Annotated in this window: 21 protein-coding genes; 12 read left to right on the top strand and 9 right to left on the bottom strand. The window is 71.9% G+C overall.

Annotation, left to right across the window (positions count from 1 at the left end):
• Nucleotides 1-13: 13 nt before the first annotated feature.
• The 4 genes from BLT97_RS31435 to BLT97_RS31420 are packed head-to-tail and all read right to left on the bottom strand — an operon-like array spanning nt 14 to nt 5,131.
• Nucleotides 14-1,918 (bottom strand): amylo-alpha-1,6-glucosidase, encoded by a 1,905-nt coding sequence (locus tag BLT97_RS31435; RefSeq protein WP_093616335.1) that lies wholly within the window; start codon nt 1,916-1,918, stop codon nt 14-16.
• Nucleotides 1,915-3,273: an MGH1-like glycoside hydrolase domain-containing protein gene (locus BLT97_RS31430; protein WP_093616333.1), complete on the bottom strand. Its 1,359-nt coding sequence runs from the start codon at nt 3,271-3,273 to the stop codon at nt 1,915-1,917. Before BLT97_RS31430 ends, BLT97_RS31435 begins: the two co-directional genes overlap by 4 nt.
• Complete coding sequence (locus BLT97_RS31425) at nt 3,270-4,070, bottom strand: sugar phosphate isomerase/epimerase family protein (protein ID WP_093616331.1); 801 nt, start codon at nt 4,068-4,070, stop codon at nt 3,270-3,272. Before BLT97_RS31425 ends, BLT97_RS31430 begins: the two co-directional genes overlap by 4 nt.
• Nucleotides 4,071-4,084: 14 nt before the next feature.
• A complete protein-coding gene (locus BLT97_RS31420; RefSeq protein WP_093616329.1) occupies nt 4,085-5,131 on the bottom strand; it encodes a zinc-dependent alcohol dehydrogenase in 1,047 nt (348 codons plus the stop codon).
• Nucleotides 5,132-5,260: 129 nt separating this feature from the next.
• Between BLT97_RS31420 and BLT97_RS31415 the strand changes: the two genes are divergently transcribed.
• From BLT97_RS31415 to BLT97_RS31395, 5 genes are read left to right on the top strand one after another with little or no spacing between them, the layout of a single operon-like run.
• Nucleotides 5,261-6,664 (top strand): ABC transporter substrate-binding protein, encoded by a 1,404-nt coding sequence (locus BLT97_RS31415; protein ID WP_093616327.1) that lies wholly within the window; start codon nt 5,261-5,263, stop codon nt 6,662-6,664.
• Between the two features lie 46 nt (nt 6,665-6,710).
• Nucleotides 6,711-7,733, top strand: a complete 1,023-nt coding sequence (locus tag BLT97_RS31410; protein ID WP_093616325.1) for a carbohydrate ABC transporter permease — start codon at nt 6,711-6,713, stop codon at nt 7,731-7,733.
• Between the two features lie 20 nt (nt 7,734-7,753).
• Entirely contained in the window at nt 7,754-8,620 is an 867-nt protein-coding gene (locus tag BLT97_RS31405) for a carbohydrate ABC transporter permease (protein WP_093616475.1), read from the top strand.
• A gap of 16 nt (nt 8,621-8,636) precedes the next feature.
• Nucleotides 8,637-9,911 (top strand): ROK family transcriptional regulator, encoded by a 1,275-nt coding sequence (locus BLT97_RS31400; protein ID WP_093616323.1) that lies wholly within the window; start codon nt 8,637-8,639, stop codon nt 9,909-9,911.
• Nucleotides 9,908-10,807, top strand: a complete 900-nt coding sequence (locus BLT97_RS31395) for a Gfo/Idh/MocA family protein (protein WP_093616321.1) — start codon at nt 9,908-9,910, stop codon at nt 10,805-10,807. The genes BLT97_RS31400 and BLT97_RS31395 overlap by 4 nt, the downstream gene beginning before the upstream one ends.
• 30 nt (nt 10,808-10,837) lie before the next feature.
• On the opposite strand, the gene dtd is transcribed toward BLT97_RS31395, so the two are convergent.
• Nucleotides 10,838-11,275 carry a D-aminoacyl-tRNA deacylase gene (dtd, locus tag BLT97_RS31390; protein ID WP_176953955.1) on the bottom strand — a complete coding sequence of 146 codons (438 nt, stop codon included), beginning with the start codon at nt 11,273-11,275 and terminating at the stop codon, nt 10,838-10,840.
• A 279-nt stretch (nt 11,276-11,554) separates the two neighbouring features.
• Here dtd and BLT97_RS31385 point away from each other — a divergent pair, with 279 nt between their 5' ends.
• Together BLT97_RS31385 and BLT97_RS31380 are read left to right on the top strand one after the other, a co-directional pair.
• Complete coding sequence (locus BLT97_RS31385; protein ID WP_093616317.1) at nt 11,555-12,211, top strand: RsiG family protein; 657 nt, start codon at nt 11,555-11,557, stop codon at nt 12,209-12,211.
• Between the two features lie 50 nt (nt 12,212-12,261).
• Nucleotides 12,262-13,242 carry an asparaginase gene (locus tag BLT97_RS31380; protein ID WP_093616315.1) on the top strand — a complete coding sequence of 327 codons (981 nt, stop codon included), beginning with the start codon at nt 12,262-12,264 and terminating at the stop codon, nt 13,240-13,242.
• Nucleotides 13,243-13,270: 28 nt separating this feature from the next.
• Here BLT97_RS31380 and BLT97_RS31375 read toward each other — a convergent pair whose 3' ends face one another.
• Nucleotides 13,271-14,986: an alpha/beta hydrolase gene (locus BLT97_RS31375; RefSeq protein ID WP_245769651.1), complete on the bottom strand. Its 1,716-nt coding sequence runs from the start codon at nt 14,984-14,986 to the stop codon at nt 13,271-13,273.
• 269 nt (nt 14,987-15,255) lie between these two features.
• Between BLT97_RS31375 and BLT97_RS31370 the strand changes: the two genes are divergently transcribed.
• Together BLT97_RS31370 and BLT97_RS31365 are read left to right on the top strand one after the other, a co-directional pair.
• The gene (locus tag BLT97_RS31370; RefSeq protein ID WP_093616311.1) at nt 15,256-15,810 is read left to right on the top strand and encodes a GtrA domain-containing protein; all 555 of its coding nucleotides are present in this window, start codon (nt 15,256-15,258) and stop codon (nt 15,808-15,810) included.
• Between the two features lie 107 nt (nt 15,811-15,917).
• A complete protein-coding gene (locus tag BLT97_RS31365; RefSeq protein ID WP_093616309.1) occupies nt 15,918-17,159 on the top strand; it encodes a GNAT family N-acetyltransferase in 1,242 nt (413 codons plus the stop codon).
• A 216-nt stretch (nt 17,160-17,375) separates the two neighbouring features.
• Here the strand turns inward: BLT97_RS31365 and BLT97_RS31360 are convergent, their stop codons facing one another.
• Nucleotides 17,376-17,561, bottom strand: coding sequence for a hypothetical protein (locus tag BLT97_RS31360; protein ID WP_093616307.1), 186 nt, complete (start codon nt 17,559-17,561; stop codon nt 17,376-17,378).
• Nucleotides 17,562-17,774: 213 nt separating this feature from the next.
• On the opposite strand from BLT97_RS31360, the gene BLT97_RS31355 reads away from it, so the two are divergent.
• Nucleotides 17,775-18,722: a winged helix-turn-helix domain-containing protein gene (locus tag BLT97_RS31355; protein ID WP_425442788.1), complete on the top strand. Its 948-nt coding sequence runs from the start codon at nt 17,775-17,777 to the stop codon at nt 18,720-18,722.
• A gap of 19 nt (nt 18,723-18,741) precedes the next feature.
• Here BLT97_RS31355 and BLT97_RS31350 read toward each other — a convergent pair whose 3' ends face one another.
• Nucleotides 18,742-18,930 (bottom strand): hypothetical protein, encoded by a 189-nt coding sequence (locus BLT97_RS31350; RefSeq protein WP_093616303.1) that lies wholly within the window; start codon nt 18,928-18,930, stop codon nt 18,742-18,744.
• A 155-nt stretch (nt 18,931-19,085) separates the two neighbouring features.
• Here BLT97_RS31350 and BLT97_RS31345 point away from each other — a divergent pair, with 155 nt between their 5' ends.
• A complete protein-coding gene (locus tag BLT97_RS31345) occupies nt 19,086-19,985 on the top strand; it encodes a GntR family transcriptional regulator (protein WP_176953954.1) in 900 nt (299 codons plus the stop codon).
• A gap of 38 nt (nt 19,986-20,023) precedes the next feature.
• Nucleotides 20,024-20,728 (top strand): HAD family hydrolase, encoded by a 705-nt coding sequence (locus BLT97_RS31340; RefSeq protein WP_245769650.1) that lies wholly within the window; start codon nt 20,024-20,026, stop codon nt 20,726-20,728.
• Nucleotides 20,729-20,762: 34 nt separating this feature from the next.
• Here the strand turns inward: BLT97_RS31340 and BLT97_RS31335 are convergent, their stop codons facing one another.
• Nucleotides 20,763-20,951: a hypothetical protein gene (locus tag BLT97_RS31335; RefSeq protein ID WP_093616299.1), complete on the bottom strand. Its 189-nt coding sequence runs from the start codon at nt 20,949-20,951 to the stop codon at nt 20,763-20,765.
• Nucleotides 20,952-21,062 lie beyond the last annotated feature (111 nt).

Genomic DNA, 21,062 nt, shown 5'->3' with positions numbered 1-21,062 from the left:
GCAATCAAGGCAGTCAGCCGCCCACCGACTCCAGCGCCGTGCGCAGCGCCCACGGTGTCGCCGCCGCCCACGCCTGCGGGGAGCAGGAGTGCGGGTACGGGACGGGCCGCGCGGAAGCGGCGCGTTCGTAGCCGCCGAGCACCTCGGGCAGCCGGTATCCGTGGTGGGCGGCCGCCTCGGTGAGGCCGGCCGCGACCTTGCGCAGTTCGTCGGCGAGACCGTAGCGGGCCAGGCCGAGGGCGATGACGCCGTTGTCGTGCGGCCAGGCGCTGCCCCGGTGGTACGAGAGCGGGTGGTACGGCAGTTGGCCCGCGGCCAGGGTGCGGATCGCCCAGCCGGAGAAGAAGTCGGGCTCCACCAGGCGGCGGCCCACGCGCCGGGCGCGGTCCTCGTCGAGGATGCCGGACCACAGCAGATGGCCCGCGTCGGAGGCGAGCGCGTCGACCTGCTGTCCCTTGCCGTCCAGGGCGAGGGCCGGGAAGTCGTCATCGGCCAGCCAGAAGTCCCGTACGAAACGGGCCCGCAGGTCGTCGGCCCGGGCGTCCAACTCCCGTGCCAGGGAAGGGTCCTGCCAGACCTCCTCGGCCACGCGCGCGGTGCGCCGCAGCGCGTCGTACGCGTATCCCTGCGCCTCGCAGACCGCGATCGGGCCCTCGGCCTGCCGGCCGTCCTTGAAGCAGACGGCGCCCGCGGAGTCCTTCCAGTTCTGGTTGACCAGGCCGTCGGGGTCGGGCGAGTAGACGAGATAGCCGTGCTCGTCGAGGCCGCCGTCGCCGGTCATCCAGGCGACCGCCGCGCGTGCGTGGGCTTCGAGCCGGCGCGCGAGGGTGTCGTCGGCCGTGCGCGCCCAGTGGGCATGGAGCAGGACGAGGAAGAGCGGGGTGGCGTCGACGGCACCGTAGTAGCGGCCGTATGGGACCTGGCGGAAGTGCGCGAGTTCGCCCAGGCGGGTCTCGTGCACGATGCGCCCCGGCTGTTCGCCGCTGTACGCGTCGTACCGCTCGCCCTGCACGGCCGCGAGCGCGCTCAGGGTGCCCGCCGCGAGCTCCGGCCGGTACGGGAGCATGAAGTACGAGGTGAGCAGCGAGTCCCGGCCGAAGAGGGTGAGGAACCAGGGGATCCCGGCCGCGGGCACGCCGACCGTCTCGCCGTCCACGCCGGTGGCCGGGATGGTGAGCAGCCGCAGGTCGTCGAGGCCCTTGGCGCAGGCCAGGGAGAGGGGGTCGGTGCCGGTCGGGCCCTCGGCACCGGACGTGCCGGGTGCCGCGGTGAGGGGCGGGCCGTACGGTTGTGCTTCCGTGCGGAGCCGCAACTCCGCCTGCCCGTGGGGCGGTACGTGCAGCCGCCAGGTCAATCGGCAGGAACCGTCGGCCTGTTGGACCTCCACCTCGTCCGGGGCGGGGTCCGCCGTGACGGCCGTCCGCGCATACCAGTCCTCGCGCCGGTAGCCGAACTCCACGCCCGTCGCGGTGGGCGTCGTGCGGTACTCGGCGCCCGGCTTCGCGTAGGCGCGGTCGTCGGCGCGCAGCTCGAACAGGTCCGCGAAGTCCGCGCCGACGGTCAGCGTCACCTCGGCCGTCAGCGGCTCGGCGCCGCTGCCGACGATCCGCAGCGCGTCGGTGAACTCCCCGGCGGCTACGGCCTGTCGGCGGAACACGGCGTACGCGGGCGGCGCGTCCCGGGTGCCCTCGGGCGTGAGCACGCACTCCGCGGCGCCCTCGCCGGAGGGGGCGGCGGGGGACAGGACGAAGGGGGAGTCGCCGTCGACGGTCAGCTGCCAGCGGCTCAGGTGGCGGGCGTCGCGCGCGAACAGGCCGTCGGGCGAGGTGCCGCGCGTGCCGGTGATCGAGCCGTCCGCGGTGAGATGCGCGAACGTGGCGTCCCGGACGAGCTGCACGCGTGCCCCGGTGCCGCTCATCGCCCCGCCTCCGTGCGGTCGTCGGTGTGCAGCAGGTCGAGCGTGAGCGCGGCCGTCCAGGAGAAGGAGCGTGCGCCGCGGCCCTCGCCGGTGGTGGGGTCGACGTACTCGGCGAACCCGGAGCCGCCCGCCGTCTCCAGGAGCGAGGCGCGGATGCGGTCGGCGTGCGCGTGCCGGCCGTGCGTGCGCAGTCCGCGCTCGATCAGCCAGGCCGTGTTGAACCAGGCGGGCCCGCGCCAGTACCGGGTGCGGTCGAAGGCGGGACCGGTCAGGTCGTAACTCGGCACGAGCGCGGTGGCGTCGGCGTGGAAGCCGGGTCCGTCGAGCGTGCCGACCAGGCGGTCGACGATCGATGCGGGGAGTCCGGGCACGAGCAGTGGTGCCAGGCCGGCGACACTCCGCTCCCGTACGAGCTCGTCACTCACCAGATCGCGGGCGAGGAACGCACCCGCCTCCTCGTCCCACAGCCGCGCCACGAGCGTCTCGGTCAGACGCTCAGCGCGTGCCCTGTGCGGTGCCGGGTCGGCGCCCAGCTCGGCCGCGATGTCGGCGAGCGCGTGCTCGCTGACGGTCAACAGGGCGTTGAAGCAAGGGTCTTCGAGCGCGAAGGCATGGCGGGCTGCGCGGTCGTCGTAGCTCGCGTCCCGGTAGTCGGCCGCGAGCCGGACGTACCGCCCGTAGTCGAGGTCCGTCGGGCGGTCGGCGGGGTGGCCGTGGTCGAGGTCGGCGCGGCGGAAGCTGCCGGTGTCGATGGGGGAGATACGGGACAACGGGCCGTCCCAGCACGGGCTGTTGTCCATGCCCGGCTCCCACGGGTGGACGATCGCCGCGAGCCCCGAGCCGCCGAGGTCGCGCGCGCCCAGGAGGTACGCGTGCCAGGCCGTGAGGTGCGGGAAGACCCGCGACAGGAAGCCGCGGCGCCGCGACTCGGCAGGATCGGCTTGGTGGACGAGCCATGCGGCGAGCGCGTGCACCGGCGGCTGCACGATGCCCGAGGTCTCCAGGGAGGCGGGGGCGCCGGCCGGGTGACCGGCCGTGGACGACCGCCAGAAGTCGGGGCTGGGGAAGTAGGCCCCGTTCGGTACGGCCGAGTTGAAGACGATGTGCGGGACGCGCCCGTCCGCCCACTGAGCCGCGAGCAGCGACTCCAGCTCGCGCTGGGCACGGCGCGCCGACAGATGCCGCAGTCCGATGGCGATGAACGCCGAGTCCCAGCTCCACTGGTGCGGGTACAGGGTGCGGGAGGGGACCGTGCCGGACCCCGTCCAGTTGTCGAGCAGGACGCGCGCCGCACCGCGCCGCAGGGTCAGGTCCGCGGCGGCGGTGCGGGCGGGCCGGTCAAGGAGTGCCGTCACGCGCCGGACCCCTTGAGGAACGCGGGCACGGAGCGCACGGCCTCGACCGGGTCCCCGGTCAGGCGGCACTCGGCGGCGAGATAGCCCTCGTACCCGATGGTGTGCAGGGCGCCCAGCCAGGCCTGCCAGTCGAGGTGTCCCGCGCCGGGCTGGAAGCGGTTGGAGTCGGAGACCTGGGCGTGCCCGATGTACGGGGCGTGCGCGATGATCGCCGCCGCAGGGTCGGACTCCTCGATGTTCATGTGGTAGCTGTCGATGCCGATCTTCACGGAGTCCAGACCGACCTCCTTGATCAACTCGGCTGCCTGCTCGAGGCGGTTGACCATGTGGTCCTCGTACCGGTTGAGCGGTTCGAGGTAGAGCGTGACGCCCTCGCGCGCCGCGTGCTCGCCCAGCTCGGCGAGACCGGAGAGCAGCACCTCGCGGTCCTCGGCCTCGGAGCGCGGCGGCTCGAACGGGGGCAGCCGGCGCGAGAACATCCCGTACGAGGCCGGGGTCTGGGCCCCGAGCCCGCCGATCTCGCCGATCACCGTGAGCTGCGACTTCATCTGCTTGATCGCGTCGCGGCGCAGCTCCTCGTCGAAGGCGCCGAAGAAGTGCAGCATCTCCACGCACACGGTCGGCATCACGACGCCGTCCTTGAGTGCCTGCTTCAGCTCCGGCAGGCGCGAGGCGAAGTGCAGATCGCCTTTGGCGCGCAGCTCGACGGCGTCGTAACCGGCCTCCTGCGCGAACTCCCACTTCTCCTGGAGGGATTCACCGGGAAGGAGCTGTTCCTGGGCAGCGGTCTTCAGCATGAGTTCGGGACCTCTCAGAATTCCAGGACGACCTGGAGGGCGTCGGCGGGGCGCTCGTCGAGCAGGACGTACGCGTCGGCGGCCTCGGCCACCGGCACGACATGGCTGACCAGCGAGGTCACATCCACCTGGCCCTCGGCGACCAGGCGCAGGAAGGTCTGCTGCAGGCGCTCCACGCTCCAGCGGCCCGAGAGCGGGGCGGGCACGCCGCCGATCTGGGAGCAGACGATCTCGACGCGGTTGTGGTGGAACTCGTCGCCGAGCCGCAGCCCGATCCCGTCGCCCTGGTAGAAGCCGGAGGCCACGACGCGGCCGCCGACGGTGACCGAGCGGACCGCCTCGTGCAGCGCCGGGTACACCCCGCTGATCTCGATGGCGAGGTCCGCGCCGCGGCCGTCCGTGGCCTGCCGTACGAGATCGGCCACCTCGCCGGAGCGGGCGTTGAGCGCGGTGTGGGCGCCGTACTTCTTCGCGGTCTCCAGGCGTACGTCCATGGCGTCGACGGCGGTGACGCGGGCGCCGCTGAGCTGCGCGAGGCGGGTGGCGATCAGGCCGATGACGCCCTGGCCGAAGACGGCCACGTCCTCACCGAGGTTGATGCCGCCGGCCAGGACCGCGTTGTACGCGATGGCGCCGACCCGGGCGAACGCGCCCGCGAGCGGCTCGAGTCCGGCGGGCAGCGTGTGGCCGATCATGCGCTCGACGGGGACGATGCCCTCGCTGCGGTGGCCCCAGATGCCCCAGACCAGGTCGCCCACGGCCGGCAGCCCGGGGGTGCCCGCCAACTCCGGGGAGATCTCGGTGACTTCGCCGACCTCGGAGTAGCCCCAGCCGACGACCGGATACGCGATTCCCGCCGCGCCGTCGCGGAAGAGCCGGGACTCGGCGTCCCAGGTGCGGGTCAGATACGGGTTCGTGCCGCGGTAGGCCGTCAGTTCCGTGCCCGCCGAGATGCCCGAGTAGCGGGTGTGGACGCGCAGATGGCCGGGCGGCAGCTCGGCCGGTGCGTGCTCGGCCACCTCCACCTGGCGGGGACCTGTGAATTGAACGACGCGTTCCACGGACGACTCCGGAAAGAGGTGGTTCGGCTGGTGTTACGCCGACACTATCTCGCACTTATGTCTTGTCAACAGTCAAAAGTAGTGCTGAGATGCGTCACGGACAGGCGAAAGTCGGCGACGAGGACGGCAATGCGTACGAGGATCCAGCGGTCGAGGATGATCGCGGTCGGCGTCACGGCGGCTCTGGGCACCGGGCTGCTCACGGGCTGCTCCGGCAGCACCGGGCCGGGCAAGCCCGACCGCGAGATCACCGTGTGGTCGCAGGAGAACCTGCCGGACCGCATCGCCGCGACGCGGAAGGTCATCGACGGCTTCGAGGAGAAGACCGGCGTCAAGGTCAAGCTCGTCGGGGTCGACGAGGGGCAGATGCCGCAGCTGATCATGTCGGCCGCCGCCTCCGGCAATCTGCCGGACGTGATCGCCGCGGCCCCGCTCGGCCAGACCTGGCAGATGTACAGCAACGGCCTGCTGAACACGGAGATACCGCGCGAGATCCTCGGCAAGCTGGACCGCTCCACCTTCGACAAGAACGCCCTGGATCTGACCTCGGACGGCGCCACCAGCCTCGGCGTCCCCTCCGACTCCTGGCTCCAGCTGCTCGTCTACCGCAAGGACCAGTTCGACAAGGCGGGCCTCGCCGCCCCGGACACGTACGAGAGCGCCCTCGCCGCCGCGAAGCAGCTGACCACCAAGGGCAACGACGGCATCTCCGCCGCCACCGACCCCTCCGACGTGTTCACCTCGCAGAGCTTCGAGAGCCTCGCCCTCGCCAACGACTGCCAACTCGTGGACGACAAGGGCGAGTCCGCGCTCGGGTCCCCGCAGTGCGCGCAGGCCTTCGCCGCGTACGACGAACTCGCCCGCGAATACGGCGCACCCGGCATCCAGACCGTCGACTCCACCCGCGCCACCTACTTCGCGGGCCGCTCCTCGATGATCATCTGGTCCTCGTTCCTGCTGGACGAGCTCGCGGGCCTGCGCAAGGACGCGCTGCCGAGCTGCGCCGAGTGCAAGAAGGACGAGGAGTTCCTCGCCCGCAACAGCGGCATCGTCACCGCGCTCAAGGGACCCGACGGCCAGGAACCCGCGCAGTTCGGCGAGATCACCTCGTGGGTGACCACCAAGACCGCGGAGACCGCGGCCTCGCGTGAGTTCATCGAGTACATGATGGGCACCGGCTACGAGTCCTGGTTCGGGATGGCCCCCGAGGGCAAGATCCCGGTCCGGCACGGCACCGCCGCCGAGCCGCAGAAGTACGTGGACGCGTGGCGGCAGAGCGAGGTCGGGGTGGACACCCGCAAGCCGCTCGACGAGGTGTTCCCCGACGCGCTGCTCGACCAACTCGCCGACGGCGTCGGCAACTTGCGCCGCTGGGGGATCAGCCAGGGCGAGGGCGCGCTGGTCGGCGCGACCAACGGCGAACTGCCCGTGCCCAAGGCCATCGGCGCCATGACCAGCGGCCAGCTCTCGCCCGATGAGGCCGCGCGCGAGGCGGAAGAAGAGGTCGCCGCCTTGAAGAAGTCGCTGCAGTAGCTGCTCCCGTACGAGCCCTCACACGTACCTCACGAAAGCCGTGCCCATGACCACCGTCACCCCCAGCGCGGAGCCGCGCCCCAACCCGCCGGACGGACCGGCCGAGCCGCGCGCCCGGGCCCGCGCCCGCAAGCCGCTCACCGCGAGCCGCCGCGCCAACCGCGCGGGCCTCGCCTTCGTCAGCCCCACCTTCCTCGTCGTGCTCGTCGTCGTGGTGCTGCCGATCCTGTGGACCGTGCTGCTCGCCTTCCAGCACGCGAAGCTGGTGGACATCCAGGGCATGGGCCTCATCGGCAACTGGAGCCTGGACAACTTCCGGCAGGTCTTCGACTCGGCCGGCTTCTGGTCCAGCCTCGGCACCACCCTCATCTACACGGCCGGTTCCACCTTCGGCTCGATCGCGCTCGGCCTGGTCGCCGCGCTCGCGCTGCGCCGCCCGTTCCGCGGCCGCGGCTTCCTGCGCGCCGCGATGCTCCTGCCGTACGTGGCCCCGGTCGTCGCCGTCGCGTTCGTGTGGGAGGTCGCGCTCAGCCCGCAGTACGGCATCGTGAACGAGTGGGGGCGGCGGCTGTTCGGCTGGGACGACCCGATCGCGTTCCTGTCCACGCGCAGCTACGAAGTCGGCCTGCTCGGCGTGCACTTCGAGATACCGCTCGCGCTGTTCACCGTCATCGCCTTCGAGATCTGGCGCTACTTCCCCTTCGCCTTCCTCTTCATCCTCGCCCGCCTCCAGGCGGTGCCGGACGGGCTCGAAGAGGCCGCGAAGGTCGACGGCGCCACCCTCACGCAGACCTTCCGGCACGTGCTGCTTCCCCAGTTGATGCCGGTGATCGCGCTGCTGAGCGTGCTGCGCTTCATCATGACGTTCAACAAGTTCGACGACGTCTACCTGCTGACCGGCGGCGGCGCCGGCACGGACGTGGCCGCCGTGCGCGTCTACGACTTCCTCACCGCCCGCTACGACGTGGGCGCCGCGGCCGCCCAGGCCCTCGTCCTGGCCGTGGCCCTCATGGTCCTGCTCGGCCTGTACTTCAAGTTCTTCGGCAACAAGATGCAGGAGGAGTCGTGACCTCGTCCCGCAAGGCGGCCATGTCGCGCGCCCGCTTCGAGGAGAAGTTCTTCGGCGCCGCACGGTGGGTGGTCATCGCGTTCCTCGTGCTGATCACCGTCGTGCCCTTCTACTACATGCTGCTTCTGTCGGTGAAGCCGATCGACGCGCTGCTGCTCGACCCGGGCGCGCTGTGGGTGTCGGCGAAGGACTTCACCGTCTCCACGTACCAGGAAGTCCTCCGCTCCACGGACGACGGCGGCCAGGGCTTCCTCGGCCTGCTGTGGAACTCGGCGCTCGTCTCGCTCGGCACGGTCGCGCTGACCCTGCTCGCCGCGGTGCCGGGCGCGTACGCCATCAGCCGCCTGAAGTTCTTCGGCGGTCGCCAAGTCAGCGCGCTCTTCCTCGCGGTGTACCTGTTCCCGTCGACGCTGCTCGCCGTCCCGCTCTTCGTGATGTTCGCGAAGATGGGGCTCTCCTCCAGCCTCGTCGGCCTCGCGATCGTCTACGTGGCGCAGACCGTGCCCGTCGCGATCTACATGCTGAAGAACTACCTCGTGACCATCCCTTACTCGATCGAGGAGGCCGCCGCCCTCGACGGGTGCAGCCGGCTTCAGACCGTGCGCAAGGTGATCCTGCCGCTCGCGCTGCCGTCCCTGATGGCCACCGGCCTGTACGTGCTGATGATCGCGTGGAACGAGTTCCTCTTCGCGCTCCTCTTCCTGGCCGCCGAGCCCGGCAAGTGGACGGTCTCGCTCGGCCTCGCCCAACTGGCCAACGGCATCGAGGTCTCCAAGACGGTGCTCATGGCGGGTTCGGTGGTCCTGACGATTCCCGTGGTAGTTCTGTTCTTCGCCGCCGAACGCCTCCTCACCGAGGGCCTGACCAGCGGCGCCGACAAGAGCTGAGCAGGGGGAAGACGCGATGACGACGCCGATCCAGGCGACCGCGGGACGGCTGCTGCAGCTGATCCGCACGGGCCAGGCCAACACCCGGGCCGACCTCCAGCGCGCCACGGGCCTGTCCCGCTCGACGGTCGGCCACCGCCTCGACGAGCTCAACGGGGCCGGCTGGCTGCGCCAGGACTCCGGCACGTCCACCGGCGGACGGCCCTCGCACCGGCTCGTCTTCGACCCCGCGCACGCCGCCGTCCTCGCCGTCGACCTGGAGACCCGGCACGCCCGCGCGGCCGTCGTGGACCTCGCGGGCACCGTGCTCGCCGAACACCGCGGCTCCGTGGTGATCGCCGACGGCCCCGACCTCGTACTGGACCAAGTCGCGGGCTGGCTCCCGAAGTTGCTCGACGAGGCCGGCGTCCCCGCCGCGAAGGTCTGCGGCATCGGGCTCTCCGTACCGGGCCCGGTCGACTGGGAGAGCGGCACGATCGTGCAGCCGCCGATCATGCCCGGCTGGGACCGCTACCCCGTCCGCGAGCGGATGCAGCAGGCGTACGGGGAGCATGTCGGCGCGAGCCTGGAGGCCGGCGCGGTCCCGGTGTTCGTCGACAACGACGCCAACCTGATGGCGCTCGCCGAGCAGCAGCACGGCTACCCCGACTGCTCGGCCTTCGTCCTCGTGAAGGCCTCCACCGGCATCGGCGCCGGTGTGGTCGTGCGCGGCGAGGCCTACCGCGGCATCGACGGCGGCGCCGGCGACATCGGCCACATCCGGCTGCACGACCGTGCCGACGCCCTGTGCATGTGCGGCTCGTACGGCTGCCTCGCCGCCGTCGCGAGCGGCCGCGCCCTCGCCGGACAGCTGGCCGACTCCGGCCTGGACGTCTCCTCCGGTACGGACGTCAGGGCCCTGCTCGAACAGGGCCACCCCGAGGCCGTACGGCTCGCGCGCGAGGCCGGGCAGCGGGTGGGCGAGGTGCTGGCCACCGTCGTCACGCTGCTCAACCCCGGGGTGCTGATGCTGGCCGGCGACCTGGAGAGCATCCCGTTCATGACGGGCGTACGCGAACTCCTCTATCAGCGCGCGATGGCACGCACCACCGCCCACCTCGACGTCGTGACCTCCGGACTCGGCGAACAGGCCGGACTGATCGGCGCCGCCGCGATGGTGGTGGACGTCCTCTACGCACCCGGGCGCGCGGACGCGCGACTGCGGGCGATGGCGGCGGCCTCGGCCTCGAAGTCCGCTCCCGATTCCGACGGCACCCCCGCCCTCGATCCCACCGAACAGGACCCCAAGTGACCGACACCGCCGTATGGACCGAGGACCCGGTACGGGTCGGGCTCGTCGGGGCCGGACCCTGGGCCCGCGCGATGCACGCCCGGATGCTCGCCGCCGGACCCGAAACCCGGCTCACCGCGGTGTGGGCCCGGCGCGCGGACGCCGCCCGCGAGACCGCCGAGCCGTACGGGGCCGCGGTGGCCGCGGAGTTCGCGGAACTCCTCGACCGGTGCGAGGCCGTGGCCTTCGCCGTGCCGCCCTCCGTCCAGGCCGAACTCGCCCCGCTCGCGGCCAAGAGCGGCAAGGCGCTCCTCCTGGAGAAGCCCATCGCCCTCGACCTCGCGGCCGGCCGGCGCCTCGCGGACGCCGTGGACGAGGCGGGCGTGGTCACGCAGCTCGTCCTGACCAAGCGCTACCACCCCACGACCCGCGCTTTCATCGCGGCGGCGCAGCAGTTGGAGGTCACCGGCGCCCGCTCCTGCTACCTCCACGGGGCCTTCCTGGGCGGCGACTTCGCCACCTCCTGGCGCCTGGAGCACGGCGCGCTGCTCGACCTCGGCCCGCATCTGCTCGACCTGCTCGACGCGGCCGTCGGCCCGATCACCCGCATCCGCGCCACCGGCGACCCGCGCCGCTGGACCGAGCTGACCTGCGAACACGAGAACGGCGCCGTGAGCCAGGCCTCGCTGTCGGGTTCCGTGGCGCGCGAACGGGCCCTGACCCGCGTGGAGTTGTTCGGGCCCGGCCCCGAGCTCGTCTACGACACGGCGGAGATCGACCACGAGGAGTGCTGGCCCGTCCTGCGCCGCGAGTTCGCCACCGCCGTACGGGCCGGGCGCTCCGGCGAGCTGGACGTGCACCGGGGGCTGCGGCTCCAGCGGCTCATCGAGGAAGCGGTACGGGACCTCCGGAGCTAGACCTCAAGGAGCACCGCGAGTCCTGAGCCGCTAGATCTCGAGCAGCACCGTGAACGGCCCGTCGTTCGTCAGCGACACCTGCATCGACGCACCGAAGCGCCCCGTGCCCACCGTCGCCCCCAACGCCCGCAGCTGAGCGACCACTTCGTCGACCAGGGGCTCGGCGACCGGGCCGGGGGCGGCCGCGTTCCACGTGGGGCGGCGGCCCTTGCGGGCGTCCCCGTACAGCGTGAACTGGGAGATGACCAGCAGCGGTGCGTCGATGTCCGAGCAGGACTTCTCGTCCGCGAGCATCCGCAGGCTCCAGAGCTTGCGGGCCAGCTGGGCCGCCTTCTCCTTGGTGTCGTCATGCGTCACGCCGACCAGGACGCACAGGCCCTCGCCCGTGAACGCGCCGGTCGTCTCCGGACCGTTCTCACCCTGGACGACGACGCTCGCCCCGTTCGCTCTCTGCACCACCGCACGCATACGGGACATCATGCCGTGCGGCCGCGAAGGCCCGGTGATCCGCTCCCCGTACGACCGAACGGCAGCACCGAACAGGCACCCCCGAGCGGGGGTGAAAAGCCTCAACTGCCGGGTGAACCACGGCAGAAGTTCCCCCGCGCGACCCATCCGCCGCGTAATGCCATGCACCTATCCGGGGCCGATCGAGTGCACTCCGCCACAATTCCCCACACTCAGTGGCACGATGCTCACACACGGTGCACCGCGCCGTTCGAGAGAGCTTGGGGGAGGAACAGTCGCATGAGTACACCGAGTACCGGACAGCCTTCCGGGCCCGTGCCGACCGCCCGTTCCGCGAGGGCGGAGACCGGCGCCGTACCGCGTCCGCCGGTTCAGCGCAGCGCGAGCCCCTCGCCGAGCTCTTCCGGCACGGCGTGGCCCATGCCCGAGCTGCCCGAGCACGACCTGCGCGCGCTGCGCCTGCCGGAGCTGCGCCGGCTGCGCCGCACCTCGCAGCAGGACGAGGCGGACCTCAGCTATCTGCGCCGCCTCCTCCAGGGCCGGATCGACATCCTGCGCGCCGAGCTCGCCCGCCGGCTGCACACCCGGGCGCCCGAGGCCGCCGCACCCGACCCGGCCGTGGTCGAGCGGCTCTCGGAGATCCTCGCGGACGCCCCGTCCTCGCACCGCTCGTCGGCCCGCCACGTGACGCTCGGCACCCCGCACGGCGAGGAGTACCGGCTGCTCGCCAGCGAGATGCTCGCGGAGGTCGAGCTGAGCGACCTCGACGCCCGTACGGACGAAGAGCTGCACACCGCGATGGGCCGCCTCGTGCGCTACGAGCAGCAGGTCTCCCGGCGCCGCCAGGCCCTCCAGCGCACCGCGGACGATTGCAGCGCGGAGATCGCACGCAGGTACCGTGAAGGCGAAGCACAAGTAGACGACCTGCTGTCCTGAGCCGCCACGGCCGCATCGGGGCGCGGGTCCGCGCCACCGGAAGGCCGACGATGACCTCCACCGCCCCTGCCACGGCTCCCGCCACCGCCGCGATACCCCCGGTCCTCGCCGAGGTCGTACGGTCCGGCTTCGTCGAGGGCCACCACCGGGGCTCCCTCGTCGTCCTCGCCGCGGACGGCAGCGTGGAGCACGCGATCGGCGACGTGACCGCCCCCGTCTTCCCGCGCTCGGCCAACAAGCCCATGCAGGCGGCCGGCATCCTGCGCGCGGGCCTCGACCTCGCCGGCGAGCGGCTCGCCCTCACCGCGGCCAGCCACTCCGGCGAACCGTTCCACCTGGACCTCGTCCGCAAGATGCTGGCCGAGCAGGGCCTCGCCGAGACCCAGCTCCAGTGCCCGCCGGACCTGCCCCTCGACCCCGTCGAGGCCGAGACCTACCTGGCCGGGGGCCGCACCCGCGAGCGCGTCACCATGAACTGCTCGGGCAAGCACACCTCGATGATCGCGGCCTGCGTGCGGGCCGGCTGGCCCACCGAGAGCTACCTCGACCCCGCCCACCCCTTGCAGCAGCTGATCCGCGAGGTCGTCGAGGAGGCGGCCGGCGAGCGGGTGGCGTCCATCGGCACCGACGGCTGCGGCGCCCCGCTGATGGCCCTGACGCTGCCGGGCCTGGCCCGCGCCTTCCGCCACTTCGTCCTCGCCGCTCCGGGTACGGCCGAGCGCCGCGTGGCCGACGCCATGCGCGCCCACCCCGAGTACGTGGCCGGCACGCGGCGTCCCGACACCTGGCTGATGCGCGAGGTGCCCGGTGCGCTGTCGAAGATGGGCGCCGAGGCGGTGCAGGCGGTCGCGCTGCCGGACGGCCGCGCGCTCGCGTTCAAGATCGACGACGGTGCGACCCGGGCGCTGGGCCCGGTGCTCGCCCGCGCCCTGGATCTGATGGGCGTCGAGGCGTCCGTGGTCGAGCGGATCGGCGCGTCCCCGCTGCTCGGCGGCGGGGTGCCGGTGGGGGAGATCCGGGCCGCGTTCTGACGGTCGGTGGGCCCGCGGCGGCCGGTCTTCAGCGGCAGGTGGTGCCCTCGTCCGGGAGGCGGCCCTCCGTGAGGTAGCGCTCCACGTGCTCGTGGACGCAGGTGCTCGGCGTGACGTACGCGCCGTGGCCCTCGCCCTCGTACGTGAGGATCCGGCTGTCGTTGCCGAGCGCGTCCGCCATGTGCGCGGTGTTCTCGTACGGCGTCGCGGGATCGCCGCGCGTGCCCACGAGCAGCGCGGGCGGCGCGTCCTCGGCGGCGACTTCGCGTGCGGAGTCGTCGCCGGGCACGGGCCAGCCCGTGCACTGGAGCATCGCGGCGGCGGTGCGCCGGCCGAAGACCGGTGAGGCCTCGGTGAACTCGTCCACGGCGGCCAGGAAGTCCGCGGGCGTGGGGCGTTCGGCCGTGTCCCGGCAGGAGACGGCCCGCAGCGCGTCCGACTCCTGCTGCTCGCGGTCGCCGGGCGCGGCGGGCAGTGTCCCGGGAGCGGTGAGCGGGAGCCCGGGTACGGCGGGCAGTACCCCGGGTACGGCGGGCGGCAGGCCGGGCGTCACGGGCCGGGTGTCCGGCGGTGAGGTGCCTGCGGTGTCCGGCCGCGAGGTGCCCGTGAAGGTCTGGCCGCCGAGTGCCGCGAGTGCCGTGCCGTCGCCGCGTACCACCAGATCCGCGAGGGCCGCACGCAGCGGCGGCCACCCCTTCGTACGGCTGTACAGCGAAGCCTGTACGGCCTCGGTGAACGTCCCCTGGTCCAGGCGCCCTTCACCGGCCCGCACCGAAGTGCCGTCGAGCGCCTTGAACCGGTCCTCCACCGTGCGCCGTGCCGCGGCGGCGCTCGCGCCGAGCGGGCACTCCTTCGGGCCCTGCCGTACGCAGTCGGCGAGGAAGTCGTCCAGGGCGAGCTGGAACGCCCTGGTGTTCGCGAGCGCCGCACCGCGGGTGTCCACGGTCGGGTCGTCCACGCCGTCGAGCACGAACTTCCCCGCCCGGCCGGGGAATTGGTGCAGGTAGTTCGCGCCGAGCTTGGTGCCGTACGAGAAGCCCAGGTAGTGCAGCTTGTCGTCGCCGAGTGCGGCGCGCAGCACGTCCAGGTCCCGGGCGGCGTTGGTGGTGCCCACCCAGGGCAGTACGTCGCGGGCCTCGTCGCAGCGGGCGTTGTACCGGCGCTGCGCATCGGCCACGCGGCGGGCCTCGTCGGCGGTGTCGGGAGTCTGGTCGTGGTCCGCGGGTGCGTCTGCCGGTGCGTCCGAGGGCTCGTCCGGCGGTTCGTCCGGCGGCCGGCAGAACACCGGGTCACTGTTGCCGACCCCGCGCGGATCGGGGGCCACGAGGTCGAACCGCTCGTTCAGACGGGCGAGTTCGGGCAGGTGGGAGTTGAGCGCGAGGCGGCCCGAGAGGCCGGGGCCGCCGAAGTTGAGCACGAGGGAACCGATCCGCCGCTTCGCATCGGCGGCCCCGATGCGCAGCATCGCGATCTTCGCGGTGCCGGCCGGGCCGGACGGAGCGGCGTAGTCGCGCGGCACGTCGATGTCCCCGCACTCCGCGCGCGCCATGGCGGCGGGCAGCTTCTCCTCGGAGCTCGCCCACGTGCGCCGTGCCTCGTCGGCCATCTCGGCGGCGCAGTCCTCCCAGGCGATGCGCTGGGCGTAGAAGCGCGTGAGGTCGGGCTGGTCCGCGGCGGCGCGGGCCGGGGCCGAGGCCGGTGCCATGAGGGCGAGGACCAGGGAGGCCGCGGTGGTGAGAACCAAGGCGGCGGTGCGGGGGCGACTGCGATGGGTGCCAGTTATGTCACCTTTTGCGGTCATGTCTCCACCGTAGGTGAAGGAGGGGCATGGCGCTGCGGCGTATGGCTGGCGCCATGTGTGGCGCCATAGCGTCGCCATTGGCTCGACAGTGGCGCCACATGTGTGCCATAGTGGTGCCACCGGTTAGTTCGGCCGTCCCGGACGGTCGTACTGAGCAAGAGGGGCCGGTGTCACAGAGAAGCCTTCGGCGCCGTCATAGGGGTGTGGGGACCGTGGAGACAGGACACAGCAACCAGCAGGCGCAGGCGCCGGGCGCCTTCGTGGCGTTCGCCCGCTTCGTGCTCTGCGGCGGCGGCGTCGGTGTCCTCTCCAGCTTCGCCGTGGCGGGCCTGGCCGCCTGGATGCCGTGGGTGCTCGCCAACGCGCTGATCACCGTCGCGTCCACGCTGCTCGCCACCGAGCTGCACGCCCGCTTCACCTTCGGCGCCGGCGGCCGCGCGACCTGGCGCCAGCACGCGCAGTCGGCCGGTTCGGCCGCGGCCGCGTACGCGGTCACCAGCATCGCGATGCTGATCCTTCAGCTGCTCGTGACGGCGCCCGGCGCGGTGGTCGAGCAGGTCGTCTACCTGTCCGCCTCCGGGCTCGCGGGCATCGGCCGGTTCGTGGTCCTGCGCCTGGTGGTCTTCGCCCGCAACCGCGCGCAGACGGCGACCGCGAGCGCCACTGCCGGCGCGAAGGCCACCGCGACCACCGCCGCGACACCCGTGCCCGCGGCGGTCCGCGCCTCCATGCCGGCCGGTCCGCAGGCGCTCTGTCCGGCGGCCTGACGGGTGGCCGTCCCGTCCGCGGTACGGCGGGTCCGTCCCGCCGGGCCGCGGACGGCCCCGGAAAACCCGGATGCATCGCGGCACAACCCCCGCTTACGGTGGTCCGTATGGTCGACATCCGTACGCTCGAAGACGCCGACGTAGCCGACTGGACCCGGGCCCTGAGCACCGGCTTTCTGCGCAACCCGGTCGTCGGCGAGGAGGAGTTGGCGTACCGGCGCTCCTTCCTCGACCTCAACCGCACCCTGGGAGCCTTCGACAAGGGCCGGTGCGTGGCCACCTTCCGCTCCTTCCCGCAGGAGCTCACCGCCGTGGGCGGCGCGCCGGTGCGGGCCGACGCGATCTCCAACGTCACCGTCTCGCCCACCCACCGCCGCCGCGGACTGCTCGGCCGCATGATGGCCGCCGACCTCGACGCGGCGAAGGAGCGCGGCGACACCGTGGCCACGCTGATCGCCGCCGAGTACCCGATCTACGGGCGGTACGGATTCGGCCCCGCGACCTGGACCACCCAGTGGGAGATCGACGTCCCGCGCACCGGCCTCGACCCGCGCTGGTCCGGCCCGGAGTGCGGCGGCCGGATCGATCTCGTCGACGGCGCGGACGTACGCAAGCTCGGACCCGAGCTGCACGAGCGGCTGCGCGCGCGGCAGCACGGGGCGATCGACCGCGACGAGCGCTGGTGGAAGGCGAACACGGGTGCCCTTCCGTACCCGAACCACCCGTGGACGGAGCCCCACTACGCCACCTACCGCGCACCGGACGGCGAGCTCCAGGGCCTGGTCGTCTACGCGGCCGACGACAACTGGAACGACAACAAGCAGCCGCAGAACACCGCGACGGTCCGCGGCCTCGACGCCGTCACCCCGGCCGCCGAGCGCGCGCTGTGGCAGTACGTGGCCTCGATCGACTGGATCACCAAGGTCCGTACGGGATACCGCGCCCCGGACGACCTGCTGCCCGACGTCTTCCCGGACCCGAGGGCGGCCCGCGTGACCAGTCACGCCGACTGGCTGTGGGTCCGCATCCTCGACGTCGTACGGGCCATGGAGGCGCGCACGTACCAGGGCGGCGGATCGCTCGTCCTCGACGTGGTGGACCCGGCCGGGTACACCGGCGGGCGCTTCCGCCTGGAAGCCGGACCGGAGGGGGCGTCCTGCACCCCCACCAAGGATGGCGCGGAACTGACCCTGGACGTACGGGAGTTGGCCTCGCTGTGGCTCGGTGACGCGTCCGCCGTGCGGCTGGCCGCCCTCGGCATGGTCACCGAGGAGCGCGCGGGTGCCGCGGCGGCGGCCGACGCCCTGCTGCGGACGTCCCGGCGACCGTGGTGCCCGGACATCTTCTAGGGGCCTTCGGGTAGCCCCTGGCGCCGGAAGCCTTCGGGTGGCTCCCGGTGCAGGGCGTCGGCGTTCCGTCCCGGTGCGCCGGCGTGGTGCCGGGACGCCGGTGACCGGCCGGGCTCCCTTCTCCCCTCCGGAAGGGGGACCCGGCCGGCCGGACCTGTGGGACCGATCGGCCGGCCTTGTGCGGCGCCGGCCGACCGGACCGCGAGGCGGGACCGGTCAGCCGGACTGGGCGAGCAGCATCACGAGGATGACCGCGCCGATGCTGCTGAACATGGTGTTCTTGGCCTTGACCCCGATGGTCAGCGCGGCGAACGCGATGAGGCCCATCGGGCCGAACTTCCACTGGATCGCCTGCTCGAAGGCGAGGGCCAGGCCGGCGATGACGAGAGCGATGAGCGGCATGACGGTCCCTCCTTGGGGTCGGGGAGGAGCCCTGCGGATCGGCCGCACTCCGTCGGGGGCCAACCGTGCAGGGATCTGACCATGTTGCTCTGGGTGCATCCAGCTTGCCGGAGTTGGTGACCAACTCACAAAGGTTTATTTGCCGTTGAGGCCGATCCATAACCAGGTTTCCAACAACTCCCCGAAGATGGCGAGAAGTTGTACCATTTGGTTGTGAGCCCGAAGCGTGCTCCCCAGGACGAGGTCCACACCGGTCCCCGCAGCGCAGAACGCGCGCGCAGGTCGCACCGCGAGGTGGCCGAAGAGCTGCGCGCGCGCATCCGGTCCGGCGAGCTTCGGCCAGGCCAGCGGATGCCCACTCAGGCCAAGTTGGCAGACGAGTTCGGCGTGGAGCGCGGCGCCGTACGGCAGGCGCTCGACCTCCTCAAGGCCGAGCGGCTGCTGACCAACGTGACCAAGGGGAGCCCCGCGACGGTCGCCGCCGACGCGGTCGAGGTGATGCACTCCTACGCCGGCGCCGAGGCGGCCCCGAAGCCCACCACCGTGGCCCTCGGCCCGCGGATCACTTCGGCGTTCGCCGAGCCCGTGGTGGAGATCGACGCGATCTGCCTGACCTCGGTGTCGCTGACCCTCGCCATCGGCGAACCGCTGCGGCAGATCCACGCGGGGGGACCGAAACCGGCCAGTGTGCGGGTCCGCGTCCTGCTGCCGAGCCGCGACATCGATCTCGCGTTCCCGGTCCCGGTCCAGGGCGTCTCCGCAGGTCAGGAGTGGCACAACCCCGTACGCAGACAGTGGCTCGCCCAGCGCAACGCGCAGGGGCAGGTGCTGCGCCACAACCTGCTGGCGCTGCGCGCCACGCACGGCATCGACGTGCAGGTCACGTTCCGCGCCCTGCCGTTCACACCGCCCGTGAAGCTCTATCTGCTCAACGGGACGGAAGCGCTCTTCGCGTACTACACGCTCACGCGCCGGGGCGCGCAGATCGACCACGAGAACATCGAGATGTACGACGCCCAGGGCACGCGGTCGATGCTGTTCGCGTTCCAGCATGGTGCGGGGCTGCGGGACACGACCTTCGTCGAGCAGTCGCACCTGTGGTTCAACGCCCTGTGGGAGACGATCAGTTCCCCCCTGGAGCTGGCGCCGCCCGGGCTGTAGTGCTGGGCCCGGGCGGAGCTCAGAAGGCGGGGCCGGCGACCAGGACCGCGAGGACGACGGCGCCCAGCGAGCTGCAGGTGGGATTCTTGGCCTTGATGCCGATCGTCAGGAGCAGCAGACCGATGATGCCCATGGGTCCGTACTGCCACTGGACGAGCTGCTCGAAGCCGATGACGAAGATCGCACCGAGTACGGCGATGACTGGCATGGTGGTTCCTCCTTCGGGGTGGGGAGGAGCTACACGACCCAACTTCGACCAACTGTCGGCAACTTGGTGTTAGTTGGCTCCTAGTCTCACCAGGTTTCTTCCCTTGGTTGGTACGTCGAAACAAGTGCGGCCAGCTCAAGGGGAGTTGTAACCTTTTGGTCGTGACCCAGGCCCAGGAGAGCGTGACGGTGAACGGCAGAAAGCCTTCGCACCACGAGATCGCGGAGACCCTCCGCAACCGGATACGGAGCGGCGAGCTGCAGCCCGGCAGCAGGCTGCCGACCCAGGGCCGGCTCGCGGAGGAGTTCGGCGTGGAGCGGGGCACCGTGCGGCTCGCGCTGAAGATGCTCCAGGACGACGGGCTGCTCAAGAACGTCACGAAGGGCGCACCCCCGCAGATCGCCCCCCAGGCCGCCCCCTCGGTGCAGGCCGGTCCGCAGCCCACGATGGTGGGCCTCGGCCCGCAGCTGGTCCGCGCCTTCTCGCGGCCGCACGTACGGATCGACGCCCTCAGCCTCACCTCCGAGACCCTGATGATCGCGCTGGGCGAGCCGCTGCGCCGGGTCCACGAGGGCACCCTGCGCCCGGAATCCATCCATGTGCGCCTGCTCCTGCCGAGCCGCGACATCGACCTCGCCTTCCCGGTCCCGGTGGAGGGCGACGCGGAGGCGGTCCACAAGCGCTGGCTCGACCAGCGCAACGCGCAGGGCCAGGTGCTGCGCCACAACCTGCTCGCGCTGCGCGCCACCCATGACATCGACGTCCAAGTCACGTTCCGCGCCCTGCCGTTCACGCCGCCTGTGAAGCTGTATCTGCTCAACGGCTCGGAGGCGCTGTTCGCGTACTACATGATCATGCGGCGCGAGGAGTCGATGGACGGGCGCGAGACGGTCGAGATGTACGACACGCTGGGCACCAAGTCCCTGCTCTTCTCCTTCGAGAAGCCCGCCACGGGAGAACCGGCCGCGGGCAAGGACTCGTCGTTTGTGGAGGAGTCGCAGAGTTGGTTCGACGCACTCTGGAACACGATCGCGGGGGACCTGACACTCTCTTAGTGACTTCTGAAACGACACAGACCCCACAGGCGGCCCAAGTGATCGAAAGAGTCCGCAATGTGATCACCGGCAAGCGCGCGGTGCTCTTCGACTTCGACGGGCCGATCTGCCGGCTCTTCGCCGGGCACCCGGCCTCCGACGTGACCCGGCACCTGCTCGGCTGGCTGGCGCAGCACGGCGGCCCGGGCGCCGTCGACCCGGCCTGGAAGAGCGACGACCCGCATGCCCTGCTGCGCGAGGTGGACCGCACCCACACGGACCGCGCCCTGATCGAGCGTCTCGAGGACGAGCTCACCCAGCAGGAGCTGAAGGCCACGGGCAGCGCCTACCCCACCCCGTACGTGGACCGCCTGATCCAGACGTGGAGCGCCACCGGGGTCGGCCTCGCGGTGACGACCAACAACTCCCCGCTGGCGGTGGAGCGTTACCTCACCGCCCGCAGGCTGCGGCAGTGCTTCACCGGCGGCATCCACGGCCGCACCCACGAGGTCCACCACCTCAAGCCCGACCCGTCCTGCCTGCACCGGGCGCTGGACTCACTCCAGGTGCCACCCTCGGCGGCCCTGATGATCGGCGACACCTCGGCAGACCTGCACGCGGCCCGCGCCGCGGGGGTGGCCTTCCTCGGCTACGGCCGCGACCCCCACCGCCAGTCCCGCCTCCACACCGCGGGAGCCGACCTCGTCGTGGACTCGTTGGAGCCGGTTCTGGAGCTGGTGTGGGAGACGGCCGCGCGCCACTGAGGCCGGGAGACGGCCCCGCGTCGCGGAGGCCGGCTCAGGCCTGCGCCAGCACGACCAGGGCCGCCATCGCGGCCGCGTAGGCGACCGTCGAGTTACGGGTCCGCACGGCCGTGACCACGAGGGCGATGGTCACGATCACCGGTCCGCCTTCGATGAGGTGCATCTGGTCGAGCAACTGCCAGAGAACGATGACCAGTTCAAGGGTCTCGGGGAACCTTGCCATGAGACTTTCCCTCCCCTCTTCCAGTCCAACTGGACTGGTTGTCTGATTGGTGTGTCCCCTGGACTGGTGATCGATACGCTAACTCCCCACCTGGGAAGACGAGTTGTCTGA

Origin of the sequence: Streptomyces indicus (genome assembly GCF_900100315.1) — a bacterium.
In the GTDB taxonomy this organism is placed as follows: Bacteria; Actinomycetota; Actinomycetes; order Streptomycetales; family Streptomycetaceae; genus Streptomyces; species Streptomyces indicus.
Note: the sequence above shows the minus strand (reverse complement) of the source record. Positions and strands in the feature narration are given on the sequence as shown.

Excerpts from the sequence above, each read along its gene's own strand:
- BLT97_RS31435 (WP_093616335.1), bottom strand. The coding sequence starts at position 1,918 with ATGAGCGGCACCGGGGCACGCGTGCAGCTCGTCCGGGACGCCACGTTC.
- BLT97_RS31425 (WP_093616331.1), bottom strand. The coding sequence starts at position 4,070 with ATGCTGAAGACCGCTGCCCAGGAACAGCTCCTTCCCGGTGAATCCCTC.
- BLT97_RS31415 (WP_093616327.1), top strand. The coding sequence starts at position 5,261 with ATGCGTACGAGGATCCAGCGGTCGAGGATGATCGCGGTCGGCGTCACG.
- BLT97_RS31410 (WP_093616325.1), top strand. The coding sequence starts at position 6,711 with ATGACCACCGTCACCCCCAGCGCGGAGCCGCGCCCCAACCCGCCGGAC.
- BLT97_RS31405 (WP_093616475.1), top strand. The coding sequence starts at position 7,754 with ATGTCGCGCGCCCGCTTCGAGGAGAAGTTCTTCGGCGCCGCACGGTGG.
- BLT97_RS31400 (WP_093616323.1), top strand. The coding sequence starts at position 8,637 with ATGACGACGCCGATCCAGGCGACCGCGGGACGGCTGCTGCAGCTGATC.
- dtd (WP_176953955.1), bottom strand. The coding sequence starts at position 11,275 with ATGCGTGCGGTGGTGCAGAGAGCGAACGGGGCGAGCGTCGTCGTCCAG.
- BLT97_RS31385 (WP_093616317.1), top strand. The coding sequence starts at position 11,555 with ATGAGTACACCGAGTACCGGACAGCCTTCCGGGCCCGTGCCGACCGCC.
- BLT97_RS31380 (WP_093616315.1), top strand. The coding sequence starts at position 12,262 with ATGACCTCCACCGCCCCTGCCACGGCTCCCGCCACCGCCGCGATACCC.
- BLT97_RS31365 (WP_093616309.1), top strand. The coding sequence starts at position 15,918 with ATGGTCGACATCCGTACGCTCGAAGACGCCGACGTAGCCGACTGGACC.
- BLT97_RS31360 (WP_093616307.1), bottom strand. The coding sequence starts at position 17,561 with ATGCCGCTCATCGCTCTCGTCATCGCCGGCCTGGCCCTCGCCTTCGAG.
- BLT97_RS31350 (WP_093616303.1), bottom strand. The coding sequence starts at position 18,930 with ATGCCAGTCATCGCCGTACTCGGTGCGATCTTCGTCATCGGCTTCGAG.
- BLT97_RS31335 (WP_093616299.1), bottom strand. The coding sequence starts at position 20,951 with ATGGCAAGGTTCCCCGAGACCCTTGAACTGGTCATCGTTCTCTGGCAG.